Origin of the sequence: Streptomyces hamibioticus, assembly GCF_047946815.1 — a bacterium.
Taxonomy (GTDB): Bacteria; Actinomycetota; Actinomycetes; order Streptomycetales; family Streptomycetaceae; genus Streptomyces.
In genome coordinates this window covers 4,994,990-5,019,998 of the sequence record NZ_JBKKQY010000001.1, presented here as the reverse complement: position 1 = coordinate 5,019,998, position 25,009 = coordinate 4,994,990, and the positions used below count along the sequence as shown (strand labels likewise).

General features: G+C 71.2%; 21 protein-coding genes, 2 tRNA genes and 1 pseudogene. 8 read left to right on the top strand and 16 right to left on the bottom strand.

The annotated features are described in order from the left end of the window. Positions 1-119: 119 nt before the first annotated feature. From ACLGIH_RS22825 to ACLGIH_RS22815, 3 genes are all read right to left on the bottom strand, one after another. On the bottom strand, positions 120-482 hold the full coding sequence (locus tag ACLGIH_RS22825) for a DUF4233 domain-containing protein (protein WP_416527126.1): 363 nt from the start codon (positions 480-482) through the stop codon (positions 120-122). 6 nt (positions 483-488) lie between these two features. Further along, positions 489-2,003 (bottom strand): bifunctional tetrahydrofolate synthase/dihydrofolate synthase, encoded by a 1,515-nt coding sequence (folC, locus tag ACLGIH_RS22820; RefSeq protein WP_416527125.1) that lies wholly within the window; start codon positions 2,001-2,003, stop codon positions 489-491. 216 nt (positions 2,004-2,219) lie between these two features. Continuing rightward, on the bottom strand, positions 2,220-4,844 hold the full coding sequence (locus ACLGIH_RS22815; protein ID WP_416527124.1) for a valine--tRNA ligase: 2,625 nt from the start codon (positions 4,842-4,844) through the stop codon (positions 2,220-2,222). 137 nt (positions 4,845-4,981) lie between these two features. On the opposite strand from ACLGIH_RS22815, the gene ACLGIH_RS22810 reads away from it, so the two are divergent. Beyond that, positions 4,982-5,944, top strand: coding sequence for a hypothetical protein (locus ACLGIH_RS22810; RefSeq protein WP_416527123.1), 963 nt, complete (start codon positions 4,982-4,984; stop codon positions 5,942-5,944). Between the two features lie 59 nt (positions 5,945-6,003). Here the strand turns inward: ACLGIH_RS22810 and clpX are convergent, their stop codons facing one another. From clpX to ACLGIH_RS22785, 5 genes are all read right to left on the bottom strand, one after another. Next, complete coding sequence (gene clpX, locus ACLGIH_RS22805; protein WP_416527122.1) at positions 6,004-7,290, bottom strand: ATP-dependent Clp protease ATP-binding subunit ClpX; 1,287 nt, start codon at positions 7,288-7,290, stop codon at positions 6,004-6,006. Positions 7,291-7,481: 191 nt separating this feature from the next. Then, the gene (locus ACLGIH_RS22800; RefSeq protein WP_416527121.1) at positions 7,482-8,189 is read right to left on the bottom strand and encodes an ATP-dependent Clp protease proteolytic subunit; all 708 of its coding nucleotides are present in this window, start codon (positions 8,187-8,189) and stop codon (positions 7,482-7,484) included. 55 nt (positions 8,190-8,244) lie between these two features. Then, a complete protein-coding gene (locus ACLGIH_RS22795; protein ID WP_030240055.1) occupies positions 8,245-8,850 on the bottom strand; it encodes an ATP-dependent Clp protease proteolytic subunit in 606 nt (201 codons plus the stop codon). 361 nt (positions 8,851-9,211) lie between these two features. Next, complete coding sequence (tig, locus tag ACLGIH_RS22790) at positions 9,212-10,618, bottom strand: trigger factor (RefSeq protein ID WP_416527120.1); 1,407 nt, start codon at positions 10,616-10,618, stop codon at positions 9,212-9,214. A gap of 225 nt (positions 10,619-10,843) precedes the next feature. Next, positions 10,844-10,920: transfer RNA gene (locus ACLGIH_RS22785), tRNA-Pro, on the bottom strand. 165 nt (positions 10,921-11,085) lie between these two features. On the opposite strand from ACLGIH_RS22785, the gene ACLGIH_RS22780 reads away from it, so the two are divergent. After that, positions 11,086-11,156: transfer RNA gene (locus ACLGIH_RS22780), tRNA-Gly, on the top strand. A 120-nt stretch (positions 11,157-11,276) separates the two neighbouring features. Here the strand turns inward: ACLGIH_RS22780 and ACLGIH_RS22775 are convergent. After that, on the bottom strand, positions 11,277-11,471 hold the full coding sequence (locus ACLGIH_RS22775) for a hypothetical protein (RefSeq protein WP_416527119.1): 195 nt from the start codon (positions 11,469-11,471) through the stop codon (positions 11,277-11,279). Between the two features lie 655 nt (positions 11,472-12,126). Between ACLGIH_RS22775 and ACLGIH_RS22770 the strand changes: the two genes are divergently transcribed. Continuing rightward, positions 12,127-13,332, top strand: coding sequence for an acyltransferase family protein (locus ACLGIH_RS22770; protein WP_416527118.1), 1,206 nt, complete (start codon positions 12,127-12,129; stop codon positions 13,330-13,332). A gap of 199 nt (positions 13,333-13,531) precedes the next feature. Here ACLGIH_RS22770 and ACLGIH_RS22765 read toward each other — a convergent pair whose 3' ends face one another. After that, positions 13,532-13,987, bottom strand: a complete 456-nt coding sequence (locus tag ACLGIH_RS22765) for an HD domain-containing protein (protein WP_416527117.1) — start codon at positions 13,985-13,987, stop codon at positions 13,532-13,534. 4 nt (positions 13,988-13,991) lie between these two features. Next, positions 13,992-15,224: a PP2C family protein-serine/threonine phosphatase gene (locus ACLGIH_RS22760; protein ID WP_416527116.1), complete on the bottom strand. Its 1,233-nt coding sequence runs from the start codon at positions 15,222-15,224 to the stop codon at positions 13,992-13,994. A 164-nt stretch (positions 15,225-15,388) separates the two neighbouring features. On the opposite strand from ACLGIH_RS22760, the gene ACLGIH_RS22755 reads away from it, so the two are divergent. Further along, positions 15,389-16,657 (top strand): GNAT family N-acetyltransferase, encoded by a 1,269-nt coding sequence (locus ACLGIH_RS22755; protein WP_416527115.1) that lies wholly within the window; start codon positions 15,389-15,391, stop codon positions 16,655-16,657. 15 nt (positions 16,658-16,672) lie between these two features. Here the strand turns inward: ACLGIH_RS22755 and ACLGIH_RS22750 are convergent, their stop codons facing one another. Beyond that, entirely contained in the window at positions 16,673-17,485 is an 813-nt protein-coding gene (locus tag ACLGIH_RS22750) for an Fpg/Nei family DNA glycosylase (RefSeq protein ID WP_416527114.1), read from the bottom strand. Between the two features lie 366 nt (positions 17,486-17,851). Next, positions 17,852-18,337: a ribose-5-phosphate isomerase gene (locus ACLGIH_RS22745; RefSeq protein WP_416527113.1), complete on the bottom strand. Its 486-nt coding sequence runs from the start codon at positions 18,335-18,337 to the stop codon at positions 17,852-17,854. A 205-nt stretch (positions 18,338-18,542) separates the two neighbouring features. Here ACLGIH_RS22745 and ACLGIH_RS22740 point away from each other — a divergent pair. Next, positions 18,543-18,743 (top strand): annotated as a pseudogene (locus tag ACLGIH_RS22740) (amino acid transporter); the annotation flags it as partial. A 147-nt stretch (positions 18,744-18,890) separates the two neighbouring features. On the opposite strand, the gene ACLGIH_RS22735 reads toward ACLGIH_RS22740, so the two are convergent. After that, positions 18,891-19,475: a biotin transporter BioY gene (locus ACLGIH_RS22735; RefSeq protein WP_416527112.1), complete on the bottom strand. Its 585-nt coding sequence runs from the start codon at positions 19,473-19,475 to the stop codon at positions 18,891-18,893. Positions 19,476-19,862: 387 nt separating this feature from the next. On the opposite strand from ACLGIH_RS22735, the gene ACLGIH_RS22730 reads away from it, so the two are divergent. Beyond that, positions 19,863-21,248: an amino acid permease gene (locus ACLGIH_RS22730; RefSeq protein ID WP_416527111.1), complete on the top strand. Its 1,386-nt coding sequence runs from the start codon at positions 19,863-19,865 to the stop codon at positions 21,246-21,248. A 143-nt stretch (positions 21,249-21,391) separates the two neighbouring features. Continuing rightward, positions 21,392-22,033: a superoxide dismutase gene (locus ACLGIH_RS22725; protein WP_416527110.1), complete on the top strand. Its 642-nt coding sequence runs from the start codon at positions 21,392-21,394 to the stop codon at positions 22,031-22,033. Between the two features lie 139 nt (positions 22,034-22,172). Here the strand turns inward: ACLGIH_RS22725 and ACLGIH_RS22720 are convergent, their stop codons facing one another. After that, entirely contained in the window at positions 22,173-22,958 is a 786-nt protein-coding gene (locus ACLGIH_RS22720) for an SAM-dependent methyltransferase (RefSeq protein ID WP_416527109.1), read from the bottom strand. 280 nt (positions 22,959-23,238) lie between these two features. On the opposite strand from ACLGIH_RS22720, the gene ACLGIH_RS22715 reads away from it, so the two are divergent. After that, positions 23,239-24,201: an NAD(P)-dependent oxidoreductase gene (locus ACLGIH_RS22715; RefSeq protein ID WP_416527108.1), complete on the top strand. Its 963-nt coding sequence runs from the start codon at positions 23,239-23,241 to the stop codon at positions 24,199-24,201. A gap of 80 nt (positions 24,202-24,281) precedes the next feature. Here the strand turns inward: ACLGIH_RS22715 and ACLGIH_RS22710 are convergent, their stop codons facing one another. Further along, the gene (locus ACLGIH_RS22710; RefSeq protein ID WP_416527107.1) at positions 24,282-24,920 is read right to left on the bottom strand and encodes a mycothiol-dependent nitroreductase Rv2466c family protein; all 639 of its coding nucleotides are present in this window, start codon (positions 24,918-24,920) and stop codon (positions 24,282-24,284) included. Positions 24,921-25,009 lie beyond the last annotated feature (89 nt).

Sequence of the window (25,009 nt, the reverse complement as noted above, 5' to 3'; positions counted from 1 at the left end):
CAACCACCCCAGCGCAGGAGTGCACAACGCCCGCCCGGCATCGCGGGGGCTCGGAGCGCCCCGGCGTCACCGGCCCCCCGCGCGGCCCGGAGCCGTCGCGCCACCCGCGGCGCGGGGCGTCACGCCACGTCGGCCGTCGAGGGGTCCGAACCGGCCTGCGCCGCGAATCTCGCCTTCGCCTCGTCGATCTTCCTTCCGTAGTGCACGGACGCCCACCACAGGGCCGCGAAGATCACGCCCAGGACGAACATCATCGGCACCACGAAGCCGGAGGCGATGAGGGCGGCCTGGAGCGCCCAGCCCAGGGCGACGCCGCCCGGCCGGGTCACCAGGCCGCACAGCACCAGGCACAGGAACATCGCGATGCCGCTGACCGTCCACACCGTCCCCATGGACAGGTCCGGGTCCTTCATGGCCACCAGCCCGGCGAAGCCGATGACGAAGAACTCGCCGATCAGGGTCGATGAACAGAGCGTACGCACGGGATCTCAGCCCCTCCCCAGGAGCAGTCGGGCCTCGCCGACGGTGATGACGGAACCGGTGACGAGCACTCCGCCGCCGGCGAACTCGCCCTCCTCCTCGGCCAGCGTGATCGCGGCCTCCAGCGCGTCCGGCAGCCGCGGCTCGACCTGGACCCGCTCCTCGCCGAACACCTCCACGGCGAGCGCGGCCAGCTCGTCGGCGTCCATCGCGCGGTGGCTGGAGTTCTGGGTGACGACGATCTCGGCGAAGATCGGTTCGAAGGCCTCCAGCAGCCCCCGGACGTTCTTGTCGGCGCTCGCGCCGACCACGCCGATGAGCCGGCTGAACTGGAAGGCCTCTCCGACCGCCTCGGCGGTGACCCGTGCGCCGGCCGGGTTGTGCGCCGCGTCCAGGACGACGGTCGGCGACCGCCGTACGACCTCCATCCGACCCGGCGAGGCGACGGCGGCGAACGCCTTGCGCACCGTGTCGATGTCCAGCGGCTCGACGCGCTGGGCGCCCACGCCGAAGAACGCCTCCACGGCGGCGAGCGCCACGGCGGCGTTGTGCGCCTGGTGCGCGCCGTGCAGCGGCAGGTAGACGTCGGTGTACTCGCCGCCCAGCCCGCGCAGCGTCAGCAGCTGGCCGCCGACGGCGACCTGCCGGGCCACGACGCCGAACTCCAGGCCCTCGCGGGCCACGGTGGCGTCCACGTCCACGGCCTTCTTCAGCAGCACCTGCGCCGCGTCCACCGGCTGCTGGGCCATGATGACGGTGGCGCCCTGCTTGACGATGCCGGCCTTCTCGGTGGCGATCTCGCCGGGCGTGTTGCCGAGCCGGTCGGTGTGGTCCAGGTCGATGGGCGTGACCACGGCGACGTCCCCGTCGATCACGTTGGTGGCGTCCCAGCTGCCGCCCATCCCGACCTCGACGACGGCGACGTCCACGGGCGCGTCGGCGAAGGCGGCGTACGCCATGCCGGTCAGCACCTCGAAGAACGACAGCCGGTACTCCTGCTGGGCGTCGACCATCTCCACGTACGGCTTGACGTCCTGGTACGTCTCGACGAAGCGCTCGGCGGAGATCGCCGCGCCGTCCAGGCTGATCCGCTCGGTGATCGACTGCACGTGGGGCGAGGTGTACCGCCCGGTGCGCAGCTCGAAGGCGCCGAGCAGGGCCTCGATCATGCGGGCGGTGGAGGTCTTGCCGTTCGTCCCCGTGATGTGGATGGACGGGTACGACCGCTGCGGGTCGCCCAGGACGTCCATCAGCGCGCGGATGCGGCTGACGGAGGGCTCCAGCTTGGTCTCGCCCCAGCGGGTGGCCAGCTCCCCCTCGACCTCGCGCAGGGCGCGGTCCACCTCGGGGTCCTCGGGCCGCCCGGGCACGTCGGCCTGCGGCGGGCCGCCCTGGGTGCGCAGGGTGCGGCTGCCGGCCTCGATGACGGCGAGATCGGGGTCGCGGTCGGTCTCGGCGGCGATGATCTCGTCGAAGGATTCGAGAGGGTCGGGCTGGTCGTTGGTGCCGGGGTTGTCGCTCACGGGGCCCAGTCTACGGAGCGGCTGTGACAAAACGTGCGGTGGTCGGCGGCGCCCAGGGACGGGGGCGGCTGGTCATCTCGTGCGAGTGCGGGCCGTGCGGCGTTTCCCGCGCCCACGCGGCGGAGCCGCACATCGATACAGCCCCGCGCCCCCGAGGGATGTGAGGGCCCCGGCGCCGACACGGCGGCACCGGGGCCCTCGTCCGCGTAGCAGCACTTACGCCTGCGGCAGCTTCTCCAGCTGGGCCTGGATGCGGGTGATGTCCTCCTCCGCCTTCGCCAGGCGGGTGCGGATCTTCTCCACCACGTGGTCCGGCGCCTTCGACAGGAACGCCTCGTTGCCCAGCTTGCCCGTGGCCTGGGCCTTCTCCTTCTCGGCGGCGGCGAGGTCCTTGGCCAGCCGCTTGCGCTCCGCCGCGACGTCGATCACGCCGGACAGGTCCAGCGCGACCTCCACGCCCGCCACCGGCAGGGTGGCCGTGGCGGTGAAGGCGTCGCCCTCCGGCTGGAGGCGCAGCAGCTGGCGGACGGCCGGCTCGTGCGGCGCCAGCGCCGTGCCGTCCAGCGTCAGCCGGGCCGGGACCCGCTGGCCGGGCTGGAGACCCTGGTCGGCGCGGAAGCGGCGGACCTCGGTGATGACGGACTGGAGCGTCTCGATCTCGCGCTCGGCGTCGGCGTCCCGGAAGCCCGAGTCGGACGGCCACTCCGCGATCACGACCGACTCGCCGCCGGTCAGCGTGGTCCACAGCGTCTCGGTGACGAAGGGGACCACGGGGTGCAGCAGTCGCAGTGTGACGTCCAGGACCTCGCCCAGGACGCGCTTGCTGACCTCGGCCGCCTCGCCGCCCGCCTGGAAGGTGGTCTTGGACAGCTCGACGTACCAGTCGAAGACCTCGTCCCAGGCGAAGTGGAACAGGGCGTCGGAGAGCTTCGCGAACTGGTAGTCCTCGTAGTACGCGTCGACCTCGGCGACGACCGAGTTCAGCCGGGAGAGGATCCAGCGGTCCGTCGAGGACATCTGCGACGCGTCCGGCAGCGGGCCCTCGACCGTCGCGCCGTTCATCAGCGCGAAGCGGGTGGCGTTCCAGACCTTGTTGGCGAAGTTGCGGGAGCCCTGGACCCAGTCCTCGCCGATCGGGACGTCGACGCCCGGGTTGGCGCCGCGGGCGAGCGTGAACCGCAGGGCGTCCGAGCCGTACTTGTCCATCCAGTCCAGCGGGTTGACCACGTTCCCGAAGGACTTGGACATCTTCTTGCCGTTCTGGTCGCGGACCATGCCGTGCAGGGCGATGGTGTGGAACGGCGGGGTGCCGTCCATGGCGTAGAGGCCGAACATCATCATCCGGGCGACCCAGAAGAAGAGGATGTCGTAGCCGGTGACCAGGACGGAGTTCGGGTAGAACTTCGCGAGCGACTCGGTCTGCTCCGGCCAGCCCAGCGTGGAGAACGGCCACAGGCCGGAGGAGAACCAGGTGTCCAGGACGTCGGAGTCCTGGTGCCAGCCGTCGCCGGCCGGCGGCTCCTCGTCGGGGCCGACGCAGACGACCTCGCCGTTCGGCCCGTACCAGACCGGGATGCGGTGGCCCCACCACAGCTGGCGCGAGATGCACCAGTCGTGGAGGTTGTCGACCCAGTCGAAGTAGCGCTTCTCCATCTCCTGCGGGTGGATCCTGACCTTGCCGTCGCGGACGGCGTCGCCGGCCGCCTTGGCCAGCGGGCCGACCTTGACCCACCACTGCATGGACAGGCGCGGCTCGATGGTGGTCTTGCAGCGCGAGCAGTGGCCGACGGAGTGGACGTAGGGCCGCTTCTCCGCGACGATCCGGCCCTCGGCGCGCAGCGCGGCGACGATGGCCGAGCGGGCCTCCAGCCGGTCCAGGCCCTGGAAGGGCCCGTGGGCGGTGATGACGGCGTGCTCGTCCATCACGGCGATGGCGGGCAGGTCGTGGCGCTGGCCGATCTCGAAGTCGTTCGGGTCGTGCGCGGGCGTCACCTTGACGGCGCCGGTGCCGAACTCGGGGTCGACGTGCTCGTCGGCGACGACCGGGATGGAGCGGTCGGTCAGCGGCAGCTTGATCAGCTTGCCGACCAGGTGCTTGTAGCGCTCGTCGTCCGGGTGGACGGCGACGGCGGTGTCACCGAGCATCGTCTCGGCACGGGTGGTGGCGACGACGATCGTCTCGTCCCCGTCGCCGTACTTCATGGAGACGAGCTCGCCGTCGTCGTCCTGGTACTCGACCTCGATGTCGGAGATGGCCGTCAGACACCTCGGGCACCAGTTGATGATGCGCTCGGCGCGGTAGATCAGCTCGTCGTCGTAGAGCCGCTTGAAGATGGTCTGGACGGCCTGGGACAGCCCCTCGTCCATGGTGAAGCGCTCGCGCGACCAGGCGACGCCGTCGCCGAGGCGGCGCATCTGCCCGCCGATCTGACCGCCGGACTCGGCCTTCCACTGCCAGACGCGCTCGACGAACGCCTCACGGCCCAGGTCGTGCCGGGACTTGGCCTCCTTGGCCAGCTCCCGCTCGACGACGTTCTGCGTGGCGATGCCGGCGTGGTCCATGCCGGGCTGCCACAGCGTCTCGTAGCCCTGCATCCGCTTGCGGCGGGTCAGGGCGTCGATCAGCGTGTGCTCGAAGGCGTGCCCGAGGTGCAGGCTGCCCGTGACGTTCGGCGGCGGGATGACGATGGTGTACGGCGGCTTGTCGCTCCCCGCGTCCGCCTCGAAGTAACCCCGTTCCACCCAGCGCTCGTACAGCTTCCCCTCTACCTCGGCCGGCGTGTACTGGGTCGGCAGTTCGGTGGTGGGCGCTTGCTGCGGCTGCTGAGAGTTCTCGGTCACGGGGTCAGTTTAGAGGGGTCACGAGCCTGTCCCGAAACGCGATTCCTTTGTAACGGTGCGGCCCCCGGTGACCTGCCCCCGGCATGTCTGCGTCAGGATGTCAGCAACGCGTAAGCATCTGGAGGGGAACCCAGAACATGAGCTACAACCAGCCGGGCCCGTACGGCGGGCAGCCCCAGCAGCCCGGTCCGTACGGCCAGCCGGGCCCGTACGGCCAGCAGCCGCAGGCTCCGCAGCCCGGCTACGGCTACCCCCAGCAGACGCCTCCGCCGCAGCCCCAGCCGGGTTACGGCCACCCGCAGCAGGGCGGTGTCCCGCCGCAGCAGCCGCCCTACGGCCAGCAGCCCCCGTACGGTCAGCAGCCGCCCTACGGCCAGGCCCCCTACGGCATGCCCCAGCCGCCGGCCGCGGGCGGCGGCAAGAAGAAGACCGGCCTGATCATCGGCGCGGTCGCGGTGGTCGCGGCGATCGGCGTGGGCGCGTACTTCGTCCTCGGCGGGGGCGGCGGCGCGGGCGGCCTGGAGGACGACGGCCCGCACAAGCTGACCGCGCCGAAGTCGGTGATCGGCGGGGAGTACAACCGCATGTCCGAGGAGGGTGCGACGTCCGGCGGGGACGACGTGGCCAAGGACCTGGCGAAGAGCGGCGTCAAGAACGGCGAGTCCTCGTTCGGCTTCTACTCCACGATCGACCCGTCCTCGTACGACCCGGGCGACCCCGGCTCGGTCCCCTCCGAGTTCTCGACGCTCACGTTCTTCGGCGCCTACGGCGAGATCTCCGACCCCGAGGCCGCTCTCGACACCCTCTTCACCGAGTTCAAGAAGTCGGCCGAGGACGGGTCTTCCGGCAGCGGCGGCGCGAAGTCGGAACTCCTCGGTGAGCCGGAGGAGGTGGAGCTCGACGGCGCGCTGATGAAGTGCCAGGCGGCGAAGGGCGCGAACCCGCAGACCAAGAAGGTCAAGACCGACTGGTTCTGCGCGTGGGCCGATCACAGCACGCTGGCTCTGGTGTCGCCGGGCGAGGTCGACAAGGACATCAGCAAGGACGTGGCGGTGGACCTCACGACCAAGCTCCGCAAGGACATCCGCGTCAAGGTGTGATGCGGCACGACGTGCGAAGGGGCCCCGGTCCGCCGACCGGGGCCCCTTCCCATGTCACGTCACGCCGTCTTCTGCTCCCCCGAGCCCCGCCCCCGCGAATCCCGCGGGATCAGCGTCGGGTTGACGTTGGAGAGGACCACGTCCGCCGTGATGACCACGCGGGCGACGTCCTTGCGGGACGGGACCTCGTACATCACGCCCTGGAGGACCTCCTCCATGATGGCGCGCAGGCCGCGGGCGCCGGTCTGGCGGAGGATGGCCTGGTCGGCGATGGCCTCCAGGGCCTCGCGCTCGAAGTCCAGCTCCACTCCGTCGAGTTCGAAGAGGCGCTCGTACTGCTTCACCAGGGCGTTGCGCGGCTCGACCAGGATCTTGAGGAGTGCCTCGCGGTCGAGGTTGTGGACCGACGTGATGACCGGGAGGCGGCCGATGAACTCGGGAATCATGCCGAACTTCACCAGGTCCTCCGGCATGACCTCCTCGAAGTGGTCCTTGGCCTCGCGCTCGCGCTTGGAGCGGATCTGCGCGCCGAAGCCGATGCCCTTGGCGCCGGCCCGGGCCTCGATGATCTTCTCCAGGCCCGCGAAGGCACCGCCCACGATGAACAGGACGTTCGTCGTGTCGATCTGGATGAACTCCTGGTGGGGGTGTTTGCGGCCGCCCTGGGGCGGGACCGAGGCCGTGGTGCCCTCCAGGATCTTCAGCAGGGCCTGCTGCACGCCCTCGCCGCTCACATCGCGGGTGATCGACGGGTTCTCGCTCTTGCGCGCGACCTTGTCGATCTCGTCGATGTAGATGATGCCGGTCTCGGCCTTCTTGACGTCGTAGTCCGCCGCCTGGATGAGCTTCAGGAGGATGTTCTCGACGTCCTCGCCGACGTACCCCGCTTCCGTGAGCGCCGTGGCGTCGGCGATCGCGAACGGGACGTTCAGCATCCGGGCGAGGGTCTGGGCGAGCAGTGTCTTGCCGGAGCCGGTGGGGCCCAGCAGCAGGATGTTCGACTTGGCCAACTCGATGGCGTCGTCACGGCCTTGGGCGCCGCCGTTCTCACCGGCCTGGACCCGCTTGTAGTGGTTGTACACCGCGACGGAGAGGGCCTTCTTCGCCGCCTCCTGGCCGACCACGTACCCCTCGAGGAACTCGTAGATTTCCCGGGGCTTGGGCAGCTCCTCCCAGCGGACCTCGCTGGTCTCGGCCAGCTCCTCCTCGATGATCTCGTTGCAGAGGTCGATGCACTCGTCGCAGATGTACACACCGGGCCCTGCGATGAGCTTCTTGACCTGCTTCTGGCTCTTCCCGCAGAACGAGCACTTGAGCAGATCGCCGCCGTCACCGATGCGTGCCACGGTGTGCTTCCCCTTCGCCTGGGAGACTCCTGGAGTTCGACGCGACGTCGACGTCCAGCGGACTCCTGGTGCTGCCTTATGTCCGACGGTACCTTGCCGGGCCCCCCGTTCGGGCCCCCCTTGGCACGGTTCGCTTTGACGTGAACCGTGCCAACCATGCCAAGGGGCGGCAGACGATACAGCCTCCTGCCTCAGCGCAGGGAAGCGTTGTCCATCTTCCGGGTGGTGATGATCTGGTCGATCAGGCCGTAGCTCAGCGCGTCCTCGGCCGTGAGGATCTTGTCGCGCTCGATGTCCTCGCGGATCTTGTCGATCGACTGGGTGGAGTGCTTGGCCAGCATCTCCTCCAGCTGGGTCCGCATCCGCAGGATCTCGTTGGCGGCGATCTCCAGGTCGGAGACCTGGCCGCGGCCGGTCTCGCTGTACGGCTGGTGGATCAGGACCCGGGCGTTCGGCAGCGCCATGCGCTTGCCGGGCGTGCCGGCGGCCAGCAGGACGGCGGCGGCGGAGGCCGCCTGGCCCATGCAGACCGTCTGGATGTCCGGCTTGACGTACTGCATCGTGTCGTAGATCGCCGTCAGGGCCGTGAAGGAGCCGCCGGGGCTGTTGATGTAGACCGAGATGTCCCGGTCGGGGTCCATCGACTCCAGGCACAGCAGCTGCGCCATGACGTCGTTGGCGGAGGCGTCGTCGATCTGGACGCCGAGGAAGATCACCCGCTCCTCGAAGAGCTTCGCGTACGGGTCGTACTCGCGGACGCCCTGGGAGGTGCGCTCGACGAAGCGCGGGATCACGTAGCGGGACTCGGCCTGCGGGCCGGTGTACTGGCCCTGCGCGGCGCGCGTGTCCTGCACGGCTGGCGTGCGGTCGTAGAGGCCGCGGCCGGGGAAGTCGTTCACAGTGGTCTCCTGGAAGAGGCTGAGGCGGTCGGCTCGGGGCTGGTGCGGGGGCGGGTCAGGCCCCGGTGCCGCCGCCGCCCGGCATGCCGGCGGCCGTCGGGATCACATCGTCGATGAGGCCGTACTCCTTGGCCTCGAAGGCGTCGAACCAGCGGTCGCGGTCCGAGTCACGGGTGATCTGTTCGACCGTCTGGCCCGTGTGCTGGGCCGTGAGCTCGGCCATGCGCTTCTTGGTGTGCAGCAGCCGCTCGGCGTGGATCTTGATGTCCGACGCGGAGCCGGCCAGGCCGGCGGAGGGCTGGTGGATCAGGATCTCGGCGTTCGGCAGCGCGAAGCGCTTGCCCGGTGTGCCCGCGCTGAGCAGGAACTGGCCCATGGACGCCGCGAGACCCATGGCGATGGTCACCACGTCGTTCTTGATGAACTGCATGGTGTCGTAGATCGCCATGCCGGCCGTGATCGAACCGCCGGGGCTGTTGATGTACAAGTAAATGTCCTTGTCCGGGTCGGCGGCAAGGAGCAGCAGCTGTGCGGTGATCTTGTTGGCGATGTCGTCGTCCACCGGCTGGCCGAGGAAGATGATCCGCTCGTTGAGCAGCCGGTTGTAGACCTGGTCGCCGAGGCCACCACCGATGGAAGGCTCGCCGGCGGCGGAGGGCATCAGATTCGTCACGTATCCACCTGCTCGTCTTACGACGGCGCCGGGCCGTCTCACGTTTCCCTGCGGGGCTGGAGCCGCTTCGGGGACTCCCCTGCCCTCGTATTCATGGACCCTAACGCGGTGGGCCTGCGGCGCCATCCCGGTTCCGCGGGTGTTCGCCGGGGGCGTAGCGCGGAGGGCTCCGACGAGCGGGGGCGGCCCCTCGCCGTTGTGCTGCCGGTTCACGGGCTGCTGGGGGTGGTGCGCGGTCGCGGGCACAGCCCCTCGCGCCCCCTGGGACGCCGCGCCGCCGTACGACGGAACGGGCCCCGGCGACGATCGTCCGGGGCCCGTTCCACAGCCGTGAGAGGCGGGGCTGGACTCAGCCCTCGGCCTTCTCCCCGCCCTTGTCCTCGGCGGCCTCGGCGGCCTCGCCGGACTCGGCGGAGGCGTCCGTGGCCTCGGCCGCGGTCTCCTCCTCCTCGTCCAGATCGACGATCTCGCCGTTGGTGTCCTTGACCGTGGCCTTCTCGACCACGGCGGCCAGGGCCTTGCCGCGGGCGACCTCACCGACGAGCAGCGGCACCTGGCCCTGCTCGACGACGGCCTGGGCGAACTGGTCGGGGGACATGCCGGAGGAGGCCGCACGACGCATGAGGTGCTCGGTGAGCTCCTCCTGGTTGACGTTGAGCTTCTCCTGCTTGACCAGCTCGTCGAGGACGAACTGGGTCTTGATGCCCTTGACCGCGGCCTCGCGGGTCTCGGCGTCGAACTCCTCGGCGGTCTTGCCCTGGATCTCGAGGTACTTGTCGAGGGTGAGGCCCATCTGGCCGAGCTGGTGGTGCTCGAGGTTGTGCTTACGGGTGCTGACCTCGTCCTCGAGGAGCTTCTCGGGGACCGGGACCTCGACCAGCTCCAGCAGCTTGTCCAGGACGCGCTCCTGGGCCTGGGTGGCCTGGTCGTACTGCTTCATGTTGGCCAGGCGCTTGCGGCTGTCGGCGCGCAGCTCCTCCAGCGTGTCGAACTCCGACGCCAGCTGCGCGAAGTCGTCGTCCAGCTCGGGCAGCTCGCGCTTGGCGACCTGGGTGACCTTGACGGTGACCTCGGCCTCCTTGCCGGCCGCCGAGCCGCCCTTGAGCTCGGAGGTGAAGGTGGCCTCCTCGCCCGCGGACAGGCCCTTCACGGCGTCGTCGATGCCGTCGAGCAGCTCGCCGGAGCCGATGGTGTAGGAGACACCGTTGGCGATGCCGTCCTCCAGGACCTCGCCGTCGACCTTGGCCTCCAGGTCGATGGTGACGACGTCACCGTCCTCGGCGGCGCGCTCGACCGGGGTGGTGGAGGCGAACCGCTCGCGCAGCTCCTCCACCGACTTCTCCACGTCCTCGTCGGTGACCTCGACGGCGTCGACCTCGACCTCGATGCCGGAGTAGTCCGGGATCTCCAGGGCCGGGCGGATGTCGACCTCGGCGGTGAAGTTCAGCGTCTCGCCGTCCTTCAGCTCCGTGATGTCGACCTCGGGCTGCCCCAGCGGGTTCAGCTCGGCCTCGTTGACGGCGTCGGTGTAGAACTTCGGAAGCGCGTCGTTGACCGCCTCCTCCAGCACGGCACCCCGGCCGAACCGCTGGTCGATGACTCGGGCCGGGACCTTGCCCTTGCGGAAGCCCTTCACCGTGACCTGCTGGTTGATCTTCTTGTACGCCGCGTCGAGGCTGTCCTTGAGCTCCTCGAAGGGCACCTCGACAGTGAGCCGAACCCGGGTCGGGTTCAGGGTCTCCACGGCGCTCTTCACGGTTCGGTCTCCTTGTGGCTGACTTCTTGGGTTCTGCCGGAGCCAGAGCGGCCCGGCCGATTTCGCCGCCCGGAGGACTGCACAGGATGAGACACACGGGCGTGCAGCTTGCATAGTAACGGCAGCGGGTACACGGCCCAAAAGGCGATCAAGCTCGATCAAGCGAGGTGATCGGCCGGATGGCCGGTGGGTGAGCCGGCGGGCGGCCGGTGACCGACCGGCGAATGGTCGGGGTGGCGGGATTTGAACCCACGGCCTTCCGCTCCCAAAGCGGACGCGCTACCAAGCTGCGCCACACCCCGTCTGGTGCGAGACGTAGGGTACATGCCGCCGGCCTCCGCGGGCCGCCGCATTTCCCCGGGCGCCGATGACGCTCCGCGGCGAACGGAAACGGGGTGTGCGTGGACGGGGTGCGACCCGCTACGATGCACTTCGTGCCGCGGTCACCGACGCGCGGTGCGCGCCGTGCGGGCGTAGCTCAATGGTAGAGCCCCAGTCTTCCAAACTGGCTACGCGGGTTCGATTCCCGTCGCCCGCTCTCTTCGGCCGTGGGGCCCGGTTCCGTGGAACCGGGCCCCACGCGCGTTCCGGGGCCGGGGCGTCCGGCTGTCCGGGGCGCGTCCGGGTGTCCGTGACGTCCAGGCGTCCGGGGCGTCCGCTAGAAGCTGATCGAGTTGATCGTGTCCGCTATCGAGTCCATGAAGCGGTTGATCGACGGGGCCACGCCGGTCGAGGCGAGGAAGAACCCGAAGAGCACCGCGACGATCGCGGGGCCGGCCTTCAGGGAGCCTCCCCGCAGGAGCACCACCAGGATGATCGCCAACAGCAGCACCACTGACAGTGAAATGGCCACAACTGATCACACCCTCGGTCGGTCCGCTCTCCCGGCCCGGGGGTGCCGCCCCGCACACCCCCGCCAGAACCATCGTGCCACCAACCCGGCCGCCCCATGCGGCAGCTGACGCAACGTTTGGCCGAGTCCGCGCGGCGCCGGCCCCGCGGTCCGGCGGTCCGGCCGCCGCTGCGGCGTGCGTGAGGGAAACCGACGGCCGCGCCCCGCACAGAATTTCGAGGTTCCACGCGGACGGGCAATTCGATCACTTCGTTTCCGTGCCCACACAACACGTTCGCAGGTATTTCGAATTGTGGCGGCACGTACACCGAAGACCCTGCCAACGGTCACTGAAGCACGCTGAATCAGACATTCCACCGGAGTCGCCCGCCGGACTTATGGGATGTTCAGTCACGAATGATCGTGACAAGCAGGGCATCCCAGGCCCCGCCCCGACCTCTGCCTCGTGGGAGGCGTCACACCGGCGAGGGTGTCAACCTCCGGTTAATAGCGGGTAGTCGGTGGCGATATGCAAAACGGCGTCGGGTCCGGCGCCAGGCGTTTTACGGAATAGCTCGCACGACGCTAGGGTGCCTCAGATGTTCAACGCTGCCACGTCCCCCGTAAGCGCAGCGAGGTCCCGGGCCTGCTCGCCGACTTCCCGGCGGGAGGGTCCATGACGAACTCGCTGCGACCGCATGGCCACCGCAGTACGCCGCTCCCCCCGGCCGAGTCGACGGTGTCGGGAGTGCCGAGCCCACGGCCCACGCCGCAGGACCGGGGCAAGAACCCGCCGGGCCGGCGCGACGCGTTCTTCGACAACGCCAAGTACCTGGCGATCGTGCTGGTCGGCGTCGGGCACGCCTGGGGACAGATCCTGGACGGCAACCGGTCGGTGGAGACCCTGTACCGGGTCCTGTACACCTTCCACATGCCGGCGTTCATCATCATCTCCGGCTACTTCTCGCGCAGCTTCGACCTGAGCCCCAAGCGCGTCAAGCGCCTGATCACCGGCGTCGTCGTCCCGTACGTCGTCTTCGAGGTCGCCTACTCGCTGCACCGCCGCTGGGGCGACAACGACCCGGGCCACGACATCAGCCTGCTGGACGCCACGTACCTGATGTGGTTCCTGTGCGCGCTGTTCGTCTGGCGGCTGACCACCCCCATCTGGAAGACGGTCCGCTGGCCGCTGCCGATCGCGCTGGTCATCGCGGCGCTGGCGTCCATGACGCCCACGATCGGCAACGACCTGAACATGCAGCGGGTGCTGCAGTTCCTGCCGTGCTTCGTGCTGGGACTGCTGCTGCGGCCCGAGCACTTCGAACTGGTGCGGCGCCGCTCGGTGCGGATCGCGTCGGTGCCCGTGGTCGCGGCGGCGCTGGTCATCGGCTGGTGGTCGGTGCCGCGCATGGACACCGGCTGGTTCTACCGCAACGCCGCCGCGCAGAACACGGACGCCGCGTGGTGGACCGGGCCGGTCCTGACGCTGGCGCTCTTCGGCTGCTCGCTGGTGCTGACCGCGTGCTTCTTCGCCTGGGTGCCGGGCCGGCGCATGTGGTTCACGGCGCTCGGCGCGGGCACGATCTACGGATACCTGCTGCACGGCTTCGTGGTGAAGGAGGGCATCTACTCGGGCTGGTTCCACAGCGCCGCCCTGGACACGCCGCTCGGCGCGGTCGCCCTGACCGTCGCCGGTGCCGTCGGCATCACGCTGCTGTGCACCAAGCCCGTCCAGCGAGTCCTGCGGTGCGTGGTGGAGCCCAGGATGGAGTGGGCCTTCCGGCGCGACCCGGGCGAGGCGGCCCGGGAGCGCGAGCGGCGGGACAAGGACGGGACGGCGGCGGCCGGGACGCGGGAGTCCGGCGAGAAGGTGCCGGTCTAGGCGGGGCCCGCTCGTCCGTCGGCCGGCCGGTCCCCGGCCTCTTCGGATCGGACGTCCGGCTCCCCTTCGGACGTCCGGCTCCCCTTCGGACGTCCGGCTCCCCTTCGGACGTCCGGCTCCCCTTCGGACGTCCGGCTCCCCTTCAGACGTCCGGCTCCCCTTCAGACGTCCGGCTCCCCTTCAGACGTCCGGCTCCCCTTCAGACGTCCAGACCGAGGAGTGCGCGCATCCGTGCGTACTTCTCGGTCAGTCGTGTGCGCGTGGCCGGGTCCAGGACCGCCAGCCGCGCCGGGTCGGCGTTGTGCGCCAGGTCGGCCTCCTTCACCAGCAGCGCGCCGGGGGTGGCGAGGATGCGGCCGGCGTACGCCTCGGGGGACTCGCCGGCCCGCTTGGTGACCGCCAGGACGATGTCCTTCGTACGGCGGCTCAGCGCGGCCTCGCGCAGCCACCGCTCGGTGAGGGCGTCGTCCTCGACGGCGTCGTGCAGCCAGGCCGCCGCGATCTGGTCGGTGTCCCCGCCGCGGCGGCGGACTCCGTCGGCGACGGCCGCCAGGTGTTCGGCGTACGGCCGTCCGGCCTTGTCGGTCTGGCCCTCGTGGGCGGCACGGGCGATGGCCTCTATGTCGGTCGGCGTCAGCAGGGGTGTCCGGGTCACGTCCTCAGTGTGCCAAGGTCCGGCTCTGTGCCGTCCGGACCCGGGCCTCGGCTTCCGCCTGCGCCCGGGCCTGGGCGGTGGGGCCCTCCCGGCAGATCAGCAGCAGCGCCCGGTCGTCGTTGACGTCCTTGGCGACCGACTCGATCAGATGCCAGGCGGCGCCGTGGAAGCCGCCGGCCACATAGCGGTCGGCCTCGCCGGTGAGCCGGTCGATGCCCTCGACGATGTCCCGGTCGGAGGTCTCCACCAGGCCGTCGGTGAAGAGCATCAGCACGTCGCCGGGGCGCAGCGAACCCTTGACGGGGTCGAACTGGGCGCCGTCGTACACGCCCAGCAGCGGCCCCTCGGCCGCCTTCTGCTCCCAGCGTCCGCTGCCCGCGCTGAGCTGGAGCCCCGGCGGATGCCCGGCGGAGTACAGCTCGTAGTCGCCGGAGTCGAGGTCCAGGACCAGGTGGATGGAGGTGGCGAAGCCCTCGTCCCAGTCCTGGCGGAGCAGATAGCCGTTGGCGGCCGGCAGGAACGCGTGCGGGGGCAGGCTGCCGAGGAGGCCACCGAACGCGCCCGACAGCAGCAGGGCGCGGGAGCCGGCGTCCATGCCCTTGCCGGAGACGTCGGTGAGGACCACCTCCAGCGTCCGCCCGCCGTTGGTGCGGGCCGCGACCACGAAGTCGCCGGAGAACGACTGGCCGCCGGCCGGGCGCAGGGCCATCTCCCGGTGCCAGCCGGCCGGCAGCTTGGGCAGCTTGCTCTGCACGCGGATGCGTTCGCGCAGGTCGAAGAGCATGGTGCCGCCGCGCCGCCAGGGCACGCCGACCCGGCTGCGGAACTGGGCGAGCAGCAGGCCGAAGAAGCCGCAGGCGGCGACGACCAGGACCACGCCGGGGGTGACCCGGGAGGGGCCCTCGGTGTACGGGCCGAGTTGTACGGACTCCACGATCAGCGCCGTGGCCGCCGCCGCGTAGAGGCCGAGCAGGCTGGCGGGGCGCAGCAGCAGGCCGCCGGCCACGATCGGCAGGACCAGCGCGGCCGGGGACACCCACACCGAGTTGGCCATCGTGCCGGCCGCGATCAGGGGGATCATCAGCAGCAGTCCGGCCAGGGCGATCCAGTCGGAGCCGTCGCCGCGGAAGTAGTCGACGGCGGATCGGCGCACGCCGACGCGGGCCCGGTGCCACTGCTTCTTCAACCGGGCCGGGAACGTCTCGGCTGCGGCGCGCCGCTGTCGTCCTGCTGTCATCAGTTCGGGACCCTATCCATCGGAGCAGCCGCTTGGCACGGGAGGTCCCACTTGTCCCCCGTCCGGGGCCGGACTTCACAGTGAACTTCACGGCGCGACCCCGTGCGGCCACCGGGCGGAAATTCCCTCGCCCGTCCCGCGGCGCCCCTGATAGGCATGGCCCCATGGGCAATGAGGGCACCGAAGGCACCGGCGGCACCGACCTCGCGACGGACCTGCGGGTGTTGCGCAAGGACGAGTGGGAGGCCTGGTACGGCACGCTGATCCGCGCCTTCGGCGCGGTTCCGGAGTCCGCCGAGGAGAAGGAACTGTGGAACTCCCTGACCGAGTTCGACCGTTCCATCGGTGTCTGGGAGGGCGATGCCTGTGTCGGCACGGCGGGGGCGTTCGGCTTCCGGATGACCGTGCCCGGCGGGGCCGAGGTGCCGGCGGCGGGCGTCACCATGGTGAGCGTCGCCGCCACCCACCGGCGGCGGGGCGTGCTGACGTCGATGATGCGGCGGCAGCTGGACGACGTCCGGTCCTGGGGCGAGCCGCTGGCGGTGCTGACGGCGTCCGAGCCGGCGATCTACGGCCGGTTCGGGTACGGCGCGGCGACCTTCCAGATGAGCGCCGAGATCGATACCGGCCGGGTACGGCTGTCGGTGCCGTCCGGCACCGATGACGTACGGCTGCGGTACGCGGCGCCCGGCGACGTGCTGGAAGCCTGTGAGGCGGTGTACGCGCGGCTGGTACCGCGGCGGCCGGGGATGCTGGCGCGGCGGCCGGGCTGGGAGCGGGTGGGGCTGCTGGACCCGGAGAGCGCGCGGGACGGGGCGTCGCCGTTGCAGTGCGTGGTCGCGTCGCGGGACGGGGAGGTCACGGGGTACGCGCGGTTCCGGGTGCGGCTGGGCTGGGGGCCGAGCGGGCACGACGGGACGGTGCTGTTGCAGGACCTGGAGGCGCTGGACCCGGCGACTCGGGCGGCGCTGTGGCGCTTCCTGTTCGGCGTCGACCTGACGACGAAGCTGACCGTGCAGGGGCGGCCGGTGGACGAGGCCTGGCAGTACCAGGTGTCGGACATCCGGCGCTGTCTGCCGCGGCTGCGGGACGCGTTGTACGTGCGGCTGGTGGACGTGGGGGAAGCCTTGCAGGCGCGGACGTACCAGGCTCCGGTGGACGTGGTGTTCGAGGTGGAGGACGCCTTCTGTCCCTGGAACGCGGGGCGTTGGCGGCTGACGGGTGACGCGAAGGGGGCGTCCTGCGCGCGTACGTCCGACGCGGCGGATCTGGCTCTGGGCGTACGGGAGCTGGGGGCGGCCTACCTCGGTGGGGTGTCCCTGGGCTCGCTGGCCGAGGCCGGGCGGGTGCGGGAGTTGCGGCCGGGGGCGCTGGCGGAGGCGTCGTGGGGGTTCGCCTCCGACGTGGCGCCGTGGCTGCCGCACGGGTTCTGACGTTCTGACGCGGGTTCAGGTCCGCTGGCAGGCGGGGCACCAGAAGAGGTTGCGGGCGGCGAGGTCGGCGGTGCGGATCTCGCCGCCGCAGATGTGGCAGGGCAGGTGGGCCCTGCGGTAGACGTAGACCTCGCCGCCGTGGTCGTCGACGCGCGGCGGGCGGCCCATCGCCTCCGGGGTGTGGTCGGGGCGGACGGTGTCGATGCGGTTGTTGCGCACGCCTTCGCGCATGAGGTCGACGAGGTCGCTCCAGAGGGCGTCCCATTCGGCGGGTGCGATGTCCCTGCCGGGGCGGTAGGGGTCGATGCCGTGCCGGAAGAGGACCTCGGCGCGGTAGACGTTGCCGACGCCGGCGATGACCTTCTGGTCCATCAGCAGGGCGGCGATGGTGGTGCGGCTGCGGCGGATGCGCGCGTAGGCGGTCTGCGGGTCGGCGTCGGGGCGCAGGGGGTCGGGGCCGAGGCGGTCGTGTATCGCCTGTTTCTCGGGCTCGGTGATCAGGGCGCAGGTGGTGGGGCCGCGCAGATCGGCGTAGGCGGTGGTGTTCGCGAGGCGGAGGCGGACGGTGTCCGTGGGCGGGGGCGCGGGGGCCGGGCCGAAGGCGACCTTGCCGAAGAGGCCGAGGTGGATGTGGACCCAGTCGGCGGCGCCGAGGCCGAGGAAGAGGTGCTTGCCGTGGGCGTCGGCGGTGCGGAGGGGGGTGCCGTCGAGGAGGGCGGCGGCGTCGCTGAACTTGCCCTGGGGGCTGGTGACGTGCACTGCCGGGCCGCCGGTGAAGGCGGTGGCGTAGTCCTGGGCCAGGCGGTGGATCGTGTGCCCTTCCGGCACGGGTGGGGTTCCTTTCGTTTTTTGCCCGCCCGCCCACCCGACTCGGTCGGTCGAGCGGTGGGCCTCGGTTCCGGGGCTCCGCCCCGGGCCCCGGCGGGGGCTGCACCCCCAGCACCCCCAGAGAGTTCGCCCACCCGCCCACCCGACTCGGTCAGTCGAGGAGCGGGCCTCGGTTCCGGGGCTCCGCCCCGCACCCCGCCGGGGGCTGCGCCCCCTGCACCCCGGGTCTCGTCCGGTCGTCGCATCCCGGGTCGGTGCCGGTCGTCGCGTCCCGGGTCGCTGCCGGTCCTCGCCGGCGGCAGAAGTCGGGCTGCGGCACGCGGTGGCCCGGGCGGGGGTGGCTCCGCCCGGGCGGGTGGGTCCTGCCTACTGCTGGGGGTGGTGGGCCGGGATCGGCGGGAGGTCGCCCGTCGTCTCGTAGGACGCGAGCATGTCGATGCGGCGGACGTGGCGCTCGTCGCCGGAGAACGGCGTGTTCAGGAAGGTCTCGACGAACTTGGTCGCCTCCTCCTGCGTGTGCATGCGCGCGCCGACCGCGACGACGTTGGCGTTGTTGTGCTGCCGGCCCAGCTCGGCCGTCTCCTCGCTCCAGGCGAGGGCCGCCCGCACGCCCTTCACCTTGTTCGCGGCGATCTGCTCGCCGTTGCCGGAGCCGCCGATCACGATGCCGAGGGCGTCGGGGTCCGCGGCCGTCCGCTCGGCGGCGCGGAGGCAGAAGGGCGGGTAGTCGTCCTGGGCGTCGTAGATGTGCGGGCCGCAGTCGACGGGCTCGTGGCCGGCGGCCTTGAGCCACTCCACGAGGTGGTTCTTGAGTTCAAAACCGGCATGGTCGGAGCCGAGGTACACGCGCATGCGACGAGTGTGACACGCCCGCTTCCGGGCTCAGGCGCGGGGTGGCGCTTTGGGAAATGCAGAGCCTGTCATAGAAGCTCAGGAGAAACTCAAGGAGCGGTCTGCATTCGAAGGTCAATGGAACGGTTTACCTCTGTTTCCCTCGACCGATTCGTCCACCGGCCGGACGAGAGACAGCACCACCGGTGCGAGGGAAATCCACCGCATGACCTCGCGGCCGACTTCGACCCAGGCGGAAGAAAGCCCCGAACCCATCGGAAACCCCGGCTCCGGGCTGCACGCCGGGCTCAAGAACCGCCATCTGTCCATGATCGCCGTCGGCGGTGTCATCGGCGCCGACCCGACGTCCGGGTCGTTCTCCGCCCACGCCGACCGCGCGCTCGGGCGCTGGGCCGGTTTCTCCGTCGTCTGACGTCCGTGCCGTCCTGCCTGAACTCCGGGCTCTGCGGACGTCCCGAGCGGGGTCGTGGCGGCGCCGGAACGCGCAGGAGGCCCGGCCGGCCGACGTCGTGGTGTGGCCGGGCGAGCCTCCGCCGGGGGAACGTCCGGTCGTTCAGCGCTTGTCGACCAGCTTCCAGGCGGTCGGCAGCAGCCCCATGGCCAGGGCCGCCTTGAGCGCGTCGCCGATCAGGAAGGGGGTGAGGCCGGCCGCGACGGCGGCGGTGGCGGACATGCCGGTGGCGAGGGCCAGGTAGGGGACGCCGACGGCGTAGATGATCGCCTCGCCGATCAGCATCGTGCCGGCCATGCGCCAGACGGAGCGGTCGGCGCCACGGCGGGCCAGGGCGCCCACGGCCGCGGCGGCGAGCATCATGCCGAAGACATAGCCGAGGGAGGGGGCGGCGGTGCCGGACGCGCCACCCGCGAACCACGGCACGCCCGCCATGCCCACCAGCGCGTACAGCGCGAGGGAGAGCAGCCCGCGGCCGGCGCCGAGAGTGGTGCCGACGAGCAGCGCGGCGAAGGTCTGGCCGGTCACCGGGACCGGGGAGCCGGGCACGGGCAGCGAGATCTGGGCCGCGAGGCCGGTGAGGGCGGCGCCGCCGACCACGAGCGCGGCGTCCCGGACTCGGGAGGACGGGAGGAGGTCGGCGAGGACCGTTCCGGGGCGGGCGGGGGCTGCGGCAGCGGTGCTCATGGGGACTCCGCGGTGGTGTGGACATGTCGGACACGGTGACGCTATCCCAGCGCGCCGGAGCCGATCACCATCAGCGGTCGACAAAGGGTCGAGCGGCGGCTTGGTGGGCTCCCGACAAAGGGGGCGAGCATAACCCGACGGGGCGTGAAACCGGTCACTGAGGCGGCGAGGTGCGGGTCACGGCGGCCGGTGGCGGCGGGTGCCGCACCGATCCACCGGTGAGGGCTGTAGGGATTCACCAAACCGAGTCCGGGCAATCGGGCGATCACCCTCGGTATCGGGATCGTCCACATCGTGGGCAGCCGGTGTTCCGGGGCGGCGCGAGCCCCGAGACTGTGGGGGTTTTTGCCCTTCCGCAGGCCATCGCACGCATTGGACGAGCCGCTCATGTCCAGCACCACCACCGGGACGCCGCCGAAGCCGGACGACGCCTCCCTCTCCCACGGCCTCAAGCAGCGCCACCTCTCCATGATCGCCCTCGGCGGCGTGATCGGCGCCGGGCTGTTCGTCGGGTCCGGCGCGGGCATCGCCGCCGCCGGTCCCTCGATCGTCCTCGCCTACGCCCTCTCCGGCCTCCTCGTGATGCTGGTGATGCGGATGCTCGGCGAGATGTCCGCCGCGTATCCGTCGTCGGGCTCCTTCTCCGCGCACGCCGAACGGGCGATCGGCCCCTGGGCCGGTTTCACCGCCGGCTGGTCGTTCTGGGTACTGCTGTGCACCGCGGTCGGCCTGGAGGGCATCGGTGCCGCCAAGATCGTCAGCGGCTGGCTGCCGGGCACGCCCGAGTGGGCGTGGGTGGCGTTGTTCATGCTGGTCTTCTGCGGCACCAACCTGGCGGCCGTGAAGAACTTCGGCGAGTTCGAGTTCTGGTTCGCCGCGCTCAAGGTGGGCGCGATCTCGCTGTTCCTGGTGCTGGGCGGGCTGGCCATCGCGGGCGTGCTGCCCGGTACCGACTCGCCGGGCGCGAGCCATCTCTCCGACTTCATGCCCAACGGCGGCGAGGGGCTGGTGATCGGCCTGCTCGCGTCCGTCTTCGCGTACGGCGGCCTGGAGACGGTCACCATCGCCGCGGCCGAGTCGGAGAACCCGGTCAAGGGCGTCGCGAGCGCCGTGCGGACGGCGATGTGGCGCATCGCGGTGTTCTACATCGGCTCGATGGCGATCATCGTCACCCTCGTCCCGTGGGACTCCCCGGAGGTCGTCGAGAGCGGCCCGTACGTCGCCGCCCTCGACGAGCTGGGCATCCCGGGCGCCGGGCAGCTGATGAACGTCGTCGTGCTGGTCGCGCTGCTGAGCGCGATGAACGCCAACATCTACGGCGCCTCCCGCATCGCCTACTCGCTGGTGCAGCGCGGCCAGGGCCCGAAGGCGCTGGGCCGGGTGTCGGGCAGCGTGCCGCGCGTCGCCGTGCTCGCCTCCTGCGTCTTCGGCTTCGGCTGCGTGCTGCTGAGCTACTGGCGGCCGGACGACGTCTTCTCCTGGCTGCTCAACATGATCGGCGCGGTGATCCTGGTGGTCTGGATCTTCATCGCGGTCTCGCAGCTCAGGCTGCGCCGCCGCCTGGAGCGCGAGGCGCCGGAGAAGCTGGCCGTGCGGATGTGGGCCTACCCGGTGCTGACCTGGGTGGCGCTGGCCGGCATGGCGGCGGTGTTCATCCTGATGGCCCGTGAGCCCGACACGCGGGTGCAGCTGTACTCGACGGGCGGCATGACGCTGGTCCTCGCGGCCGTCGGCTACGCCTGGCAGCGCACGCGGGCGAGCGCCCGCGACTGACGCCCCCACACCCCCCGAGGGCCCTCGCACGGAGACCGGTCGTGCGGGGGCCCTTTCGCGTGCCCCCGCACCCGTGCGCACGCTCTTGCTGCTAGCGTGCACCTGCAAGCCTTTTGCAATAAGAGGTCGGAGGGGATACCGCGATGCCCGTCTACACGCTTCCTGAACTGCCGTACGACTACTCCGCGCTGGCGCCCGTGATCAGCCCCGAGATCATCGAGCTGCACCACGACAAGCACCACGCGGCCTATGTGAAGGGCGCCAACGACACGCTGGAGCAGCTCGCCGAGGCGCGGGACAAGGAGTCCTGGGGCTCGATCAACGGCCTGGAGAAGAACCTGGCCTTCCACCTCTCGGGGCACATCCTGCACTCGATCTACTGGCACAACATGACCGGCGACGGCGGCGGCGAGCCCCTGGAGAAGGACGGCGTGGGCGAGCTGGCGGACGCGATCGCCGAGTCGTTCGGCTCCTTCGCGGCCTTCAAGACGCAGCTGTCCAAGGCCGCCGCGACCACGCAGGGCTCCGGCTGGGGCGTGCTGGCCTTCGAGCCGCTGAGCGGGCGGCTGATCGTGGAGCAGGTCTACGACCACCAGGGCAACGTCGGTCAGGGCTCCACCCCGATCCTGGTCTTCGACGCCTGGGAGCACGCCTTCTACCTCCAGTACCGGAACCAGAAGGTGGACTTCATCGAGGCGATGTGGCAGGTCGTCAACTGGCAGGACGTGGCGAAGCGCTACGAGGCCGCCAGGTCCCGCGCGAACACGCTGCTGCTGGCGCCCTGACCACCGGCCCACCGGGCCCGCAGGACGTCCTGCCTCGTGATCGTCTTCTCACCCTTCACGGCGGCAGGCGGAAAGAGGGAGGCCCCCGCGAGGACGTGACTCGCGGGGGCCTTCCGTGTCCGGCGGTGTACGCGCCGGGTCAGGGCTTGCGGGCGAGCCCGCCGTGCTGGCCGATCGGCCGCGGCTGCGCACCGTCCACGGTGGTGTCCGGGCGCCACAGCGGCACCGACACCACGCCCGGCTCGATCAGCTCCAGACCCTCGAAGTAGGCCTCGATCTGCTCGACGGGCCGCAGGAAGTAAGGAACGGCACCGGTCTCGTTGTAGCCGTCCTGGGCCTCCTCGTAGGCCGGGTCGGTGCCGCGCGAGCCGTCGTTGACGCACAGGTAGCTGCCGGAGGGCAGGCCGGCCATCAGACGGCGGACCAGCTCGCGGGCGACGTCGTAGTCGGTGACGTGGCCCAGGATGCCGCTGAGGATCAGGGCGGTGGGGCGGCTCAGGTCGAGGGTGCGGCCGGCCGCCTCGAGGATCTTCTCCGGCTCGTACAGGCTCATGTCCTCGTACGCGGTCGCGCCCTCTGGGCTGGAGGTGAGCAGGGCGCGGGCGTGGGCGAGGACCAGGGGGTCGTTGTCGACGTAGACGATCCGTGACTCGGGCGCGTACCGCTGGGCGACCTCGTGGGTGTTGTCGACGGTGGGCAGCCCGGTGCCGACGTCGAGGAACTGCCGTACACCCGCCTCCTGCACCAGGTACCGGATGCTGCGGCCGAGGAACGCGCGGCTGCTGCGGGCGATCGTGACGATGCCGGGGAAGACGGCGGTGTAGGCGTCGCCGGCCGCCTCGTCCACCGGGTAGTTGTCCTTGCCGCCCAGCCAGTAGTTCCAGATCCGGGCCGAGTGCGGCACAGAGGTGTCGATCTCCGTCATGGGGTGGGCCTCGCCTCCAGTTTCGGGTGGTGCCGTGGGCGAGGACCTGGACTTCTCCGCCACGTCCGCCCGCCGACGAGGCGAGCGTACGGCTCCGCGCGCCGGGCCGCACGGCCGGGGCCCGATCGGCCGGTACGGGCCTTTCCCCCGTGACGGCGCGGAACTTGGGCCCCGCGGGGGATTGACGCACCGGTTCCGGCGCGCTCAAGTGCCCTCAAGTCACCTGTCCCCCAGGAGCGGCGCGTCCGAGGAGCAGCGACGAGACGGGAGAACTCCTGCGATGACCGATCCGGTACGAGTCGTGGCCGCCGGCGACCCCTTCGTCCCGTCGTCGCTGATCGCGCGCGCGGTCGGCGACGAGCTGGGCGACCGTCCCCTCGACCTGCGGCAGTTGGAGCCGGGCCCGGCGCGGGACGGCGCCGAGGAGGAGCTGATCGAGGCGCTGGCGGGGGCCCGGGTGCTGGTGACCCGGTCGGGACCGGTCACCGACCGCGTCCTGGACGCCTGCCCCGGCCTCGGTCTCGTCGCGGTGTGCGGCAGCCGCCCGGCCGGCGTCGACCTGGACGCGGCCAAGATCCGGGACGTCCGGGTGTGCCACGCGCCCGGCTGCGACGCCGCCGCCACCGCCGAGCACACCCTCGGCCTGATGCTGGCGGTCCTGCGCCGGGTCCCGTGGGCGGGCACCGAGACCCCGGCCTACGAGCGGGCCGGGCTGGAGCTGGAGGACCTGCCCGTCGGGCTGATCGGCCACGGGGCCGTGGGCGACCGGGTGGCGCGGGTGCTGTGCGCCTTCGGCGCCCAGGTGATGGTGTACGACCCGTACGTGCGCGGCGAGATCCACGGGCTGCGGGTGTCCTCGCTCGACGACCTGCTGGCCCGCTCCCGGGTGATCACGCTGCACGCCGGGGACGGCCCGGGCACCCGCGGCCTGATCGGCGCCCGTGAGCTGGCGCTGCTGCCGCCCGGGGCGGTGGTGGTGAACACGGCCCGGGGGCCGCTCCTCGACGAGGGGGCGCTGTGCGACGCGCTGGAGAGCGGCCGGGTGTCGGCGGCGGCGCTCGACACCGGGGGCGGTGAGACGGGCCCGGATCACGCGCGGCTGCTCGGCCTCGCCGACCGGGTGGTGCTCACCCCGAGGCTGGGCGGGGCGACGCGTGCGGCGGCCCGGAAGGCGGCGCGGACGGCCGCGGAGGAGGTCGGGCGCTGGCTGCGCGGGCAGCCGCCGGCGCACGGCCTGACCTGACCGCCGTACGACGCGCCCCGGCCGACCGCGTACGACGGATCCCGGGTGCCGCGCCGGCCCGGGCCCGTCACGCGTGACCGCTACAGGTTGCTGAAGTCGGGGTCCTTGGTGCGGGTGCGCTTGATCTCGTAGAAGCCGGGGATGGAGGCGACCGCGAGGGTGCCGTCCCAGAGCTTGGCCGCGTCCTCGCCCTTGGGGGCGGGGGTGACGACCGGGCCGAAGAAGGCGATCTGCCCGCCGTCCGCGCCGGGGACGGCGATGACCGGGGTGCCGACCTCCTGGCCGACCTTGTCGATGCCCTCCTTGTGGGAGGCGCGCAGCTGCGCCTCGTACGGGGTGTCGTCCCAGTGGTCCATGAGGGACTCGGGCAGGCCCACGTCCTTCAGCGCGGCGGCGACCGTCTCCTTCTCCGGCCCCTCGCCCTGGTTGTGGAAGCGGGTGCCGAGCGCGGTGTAGAGGTCGCCGAGGACGTCTGCGCCGTGCTCCTCCTGGGCGGCGATGACGACGCGGACCGGGCCCCAGGCCTTGGTCTCGAGCATCTCGCGGTACTCCTCGGGCAGCTCGTCGAGCTTGTCCTCGTTGAGGACGGCGAGGCTCATCAGATGCCAGCGGACCTCGATGTCCCGCAGCTTCTCCACCTCCAGCACCCAGCGGGAGGTCATCCAGGCCCAGGGGCACAGCGGGTCGAACCAGAAGTCGACGGGCGTCTTGTCGGACATGTCTCTCCTCAGGGCCGGCGTCACGGCGGACGATCACCCGGACAACGCCACCGCTTGCCGCGGTCATTCCCGGGTGCCCGCCGTCAGGG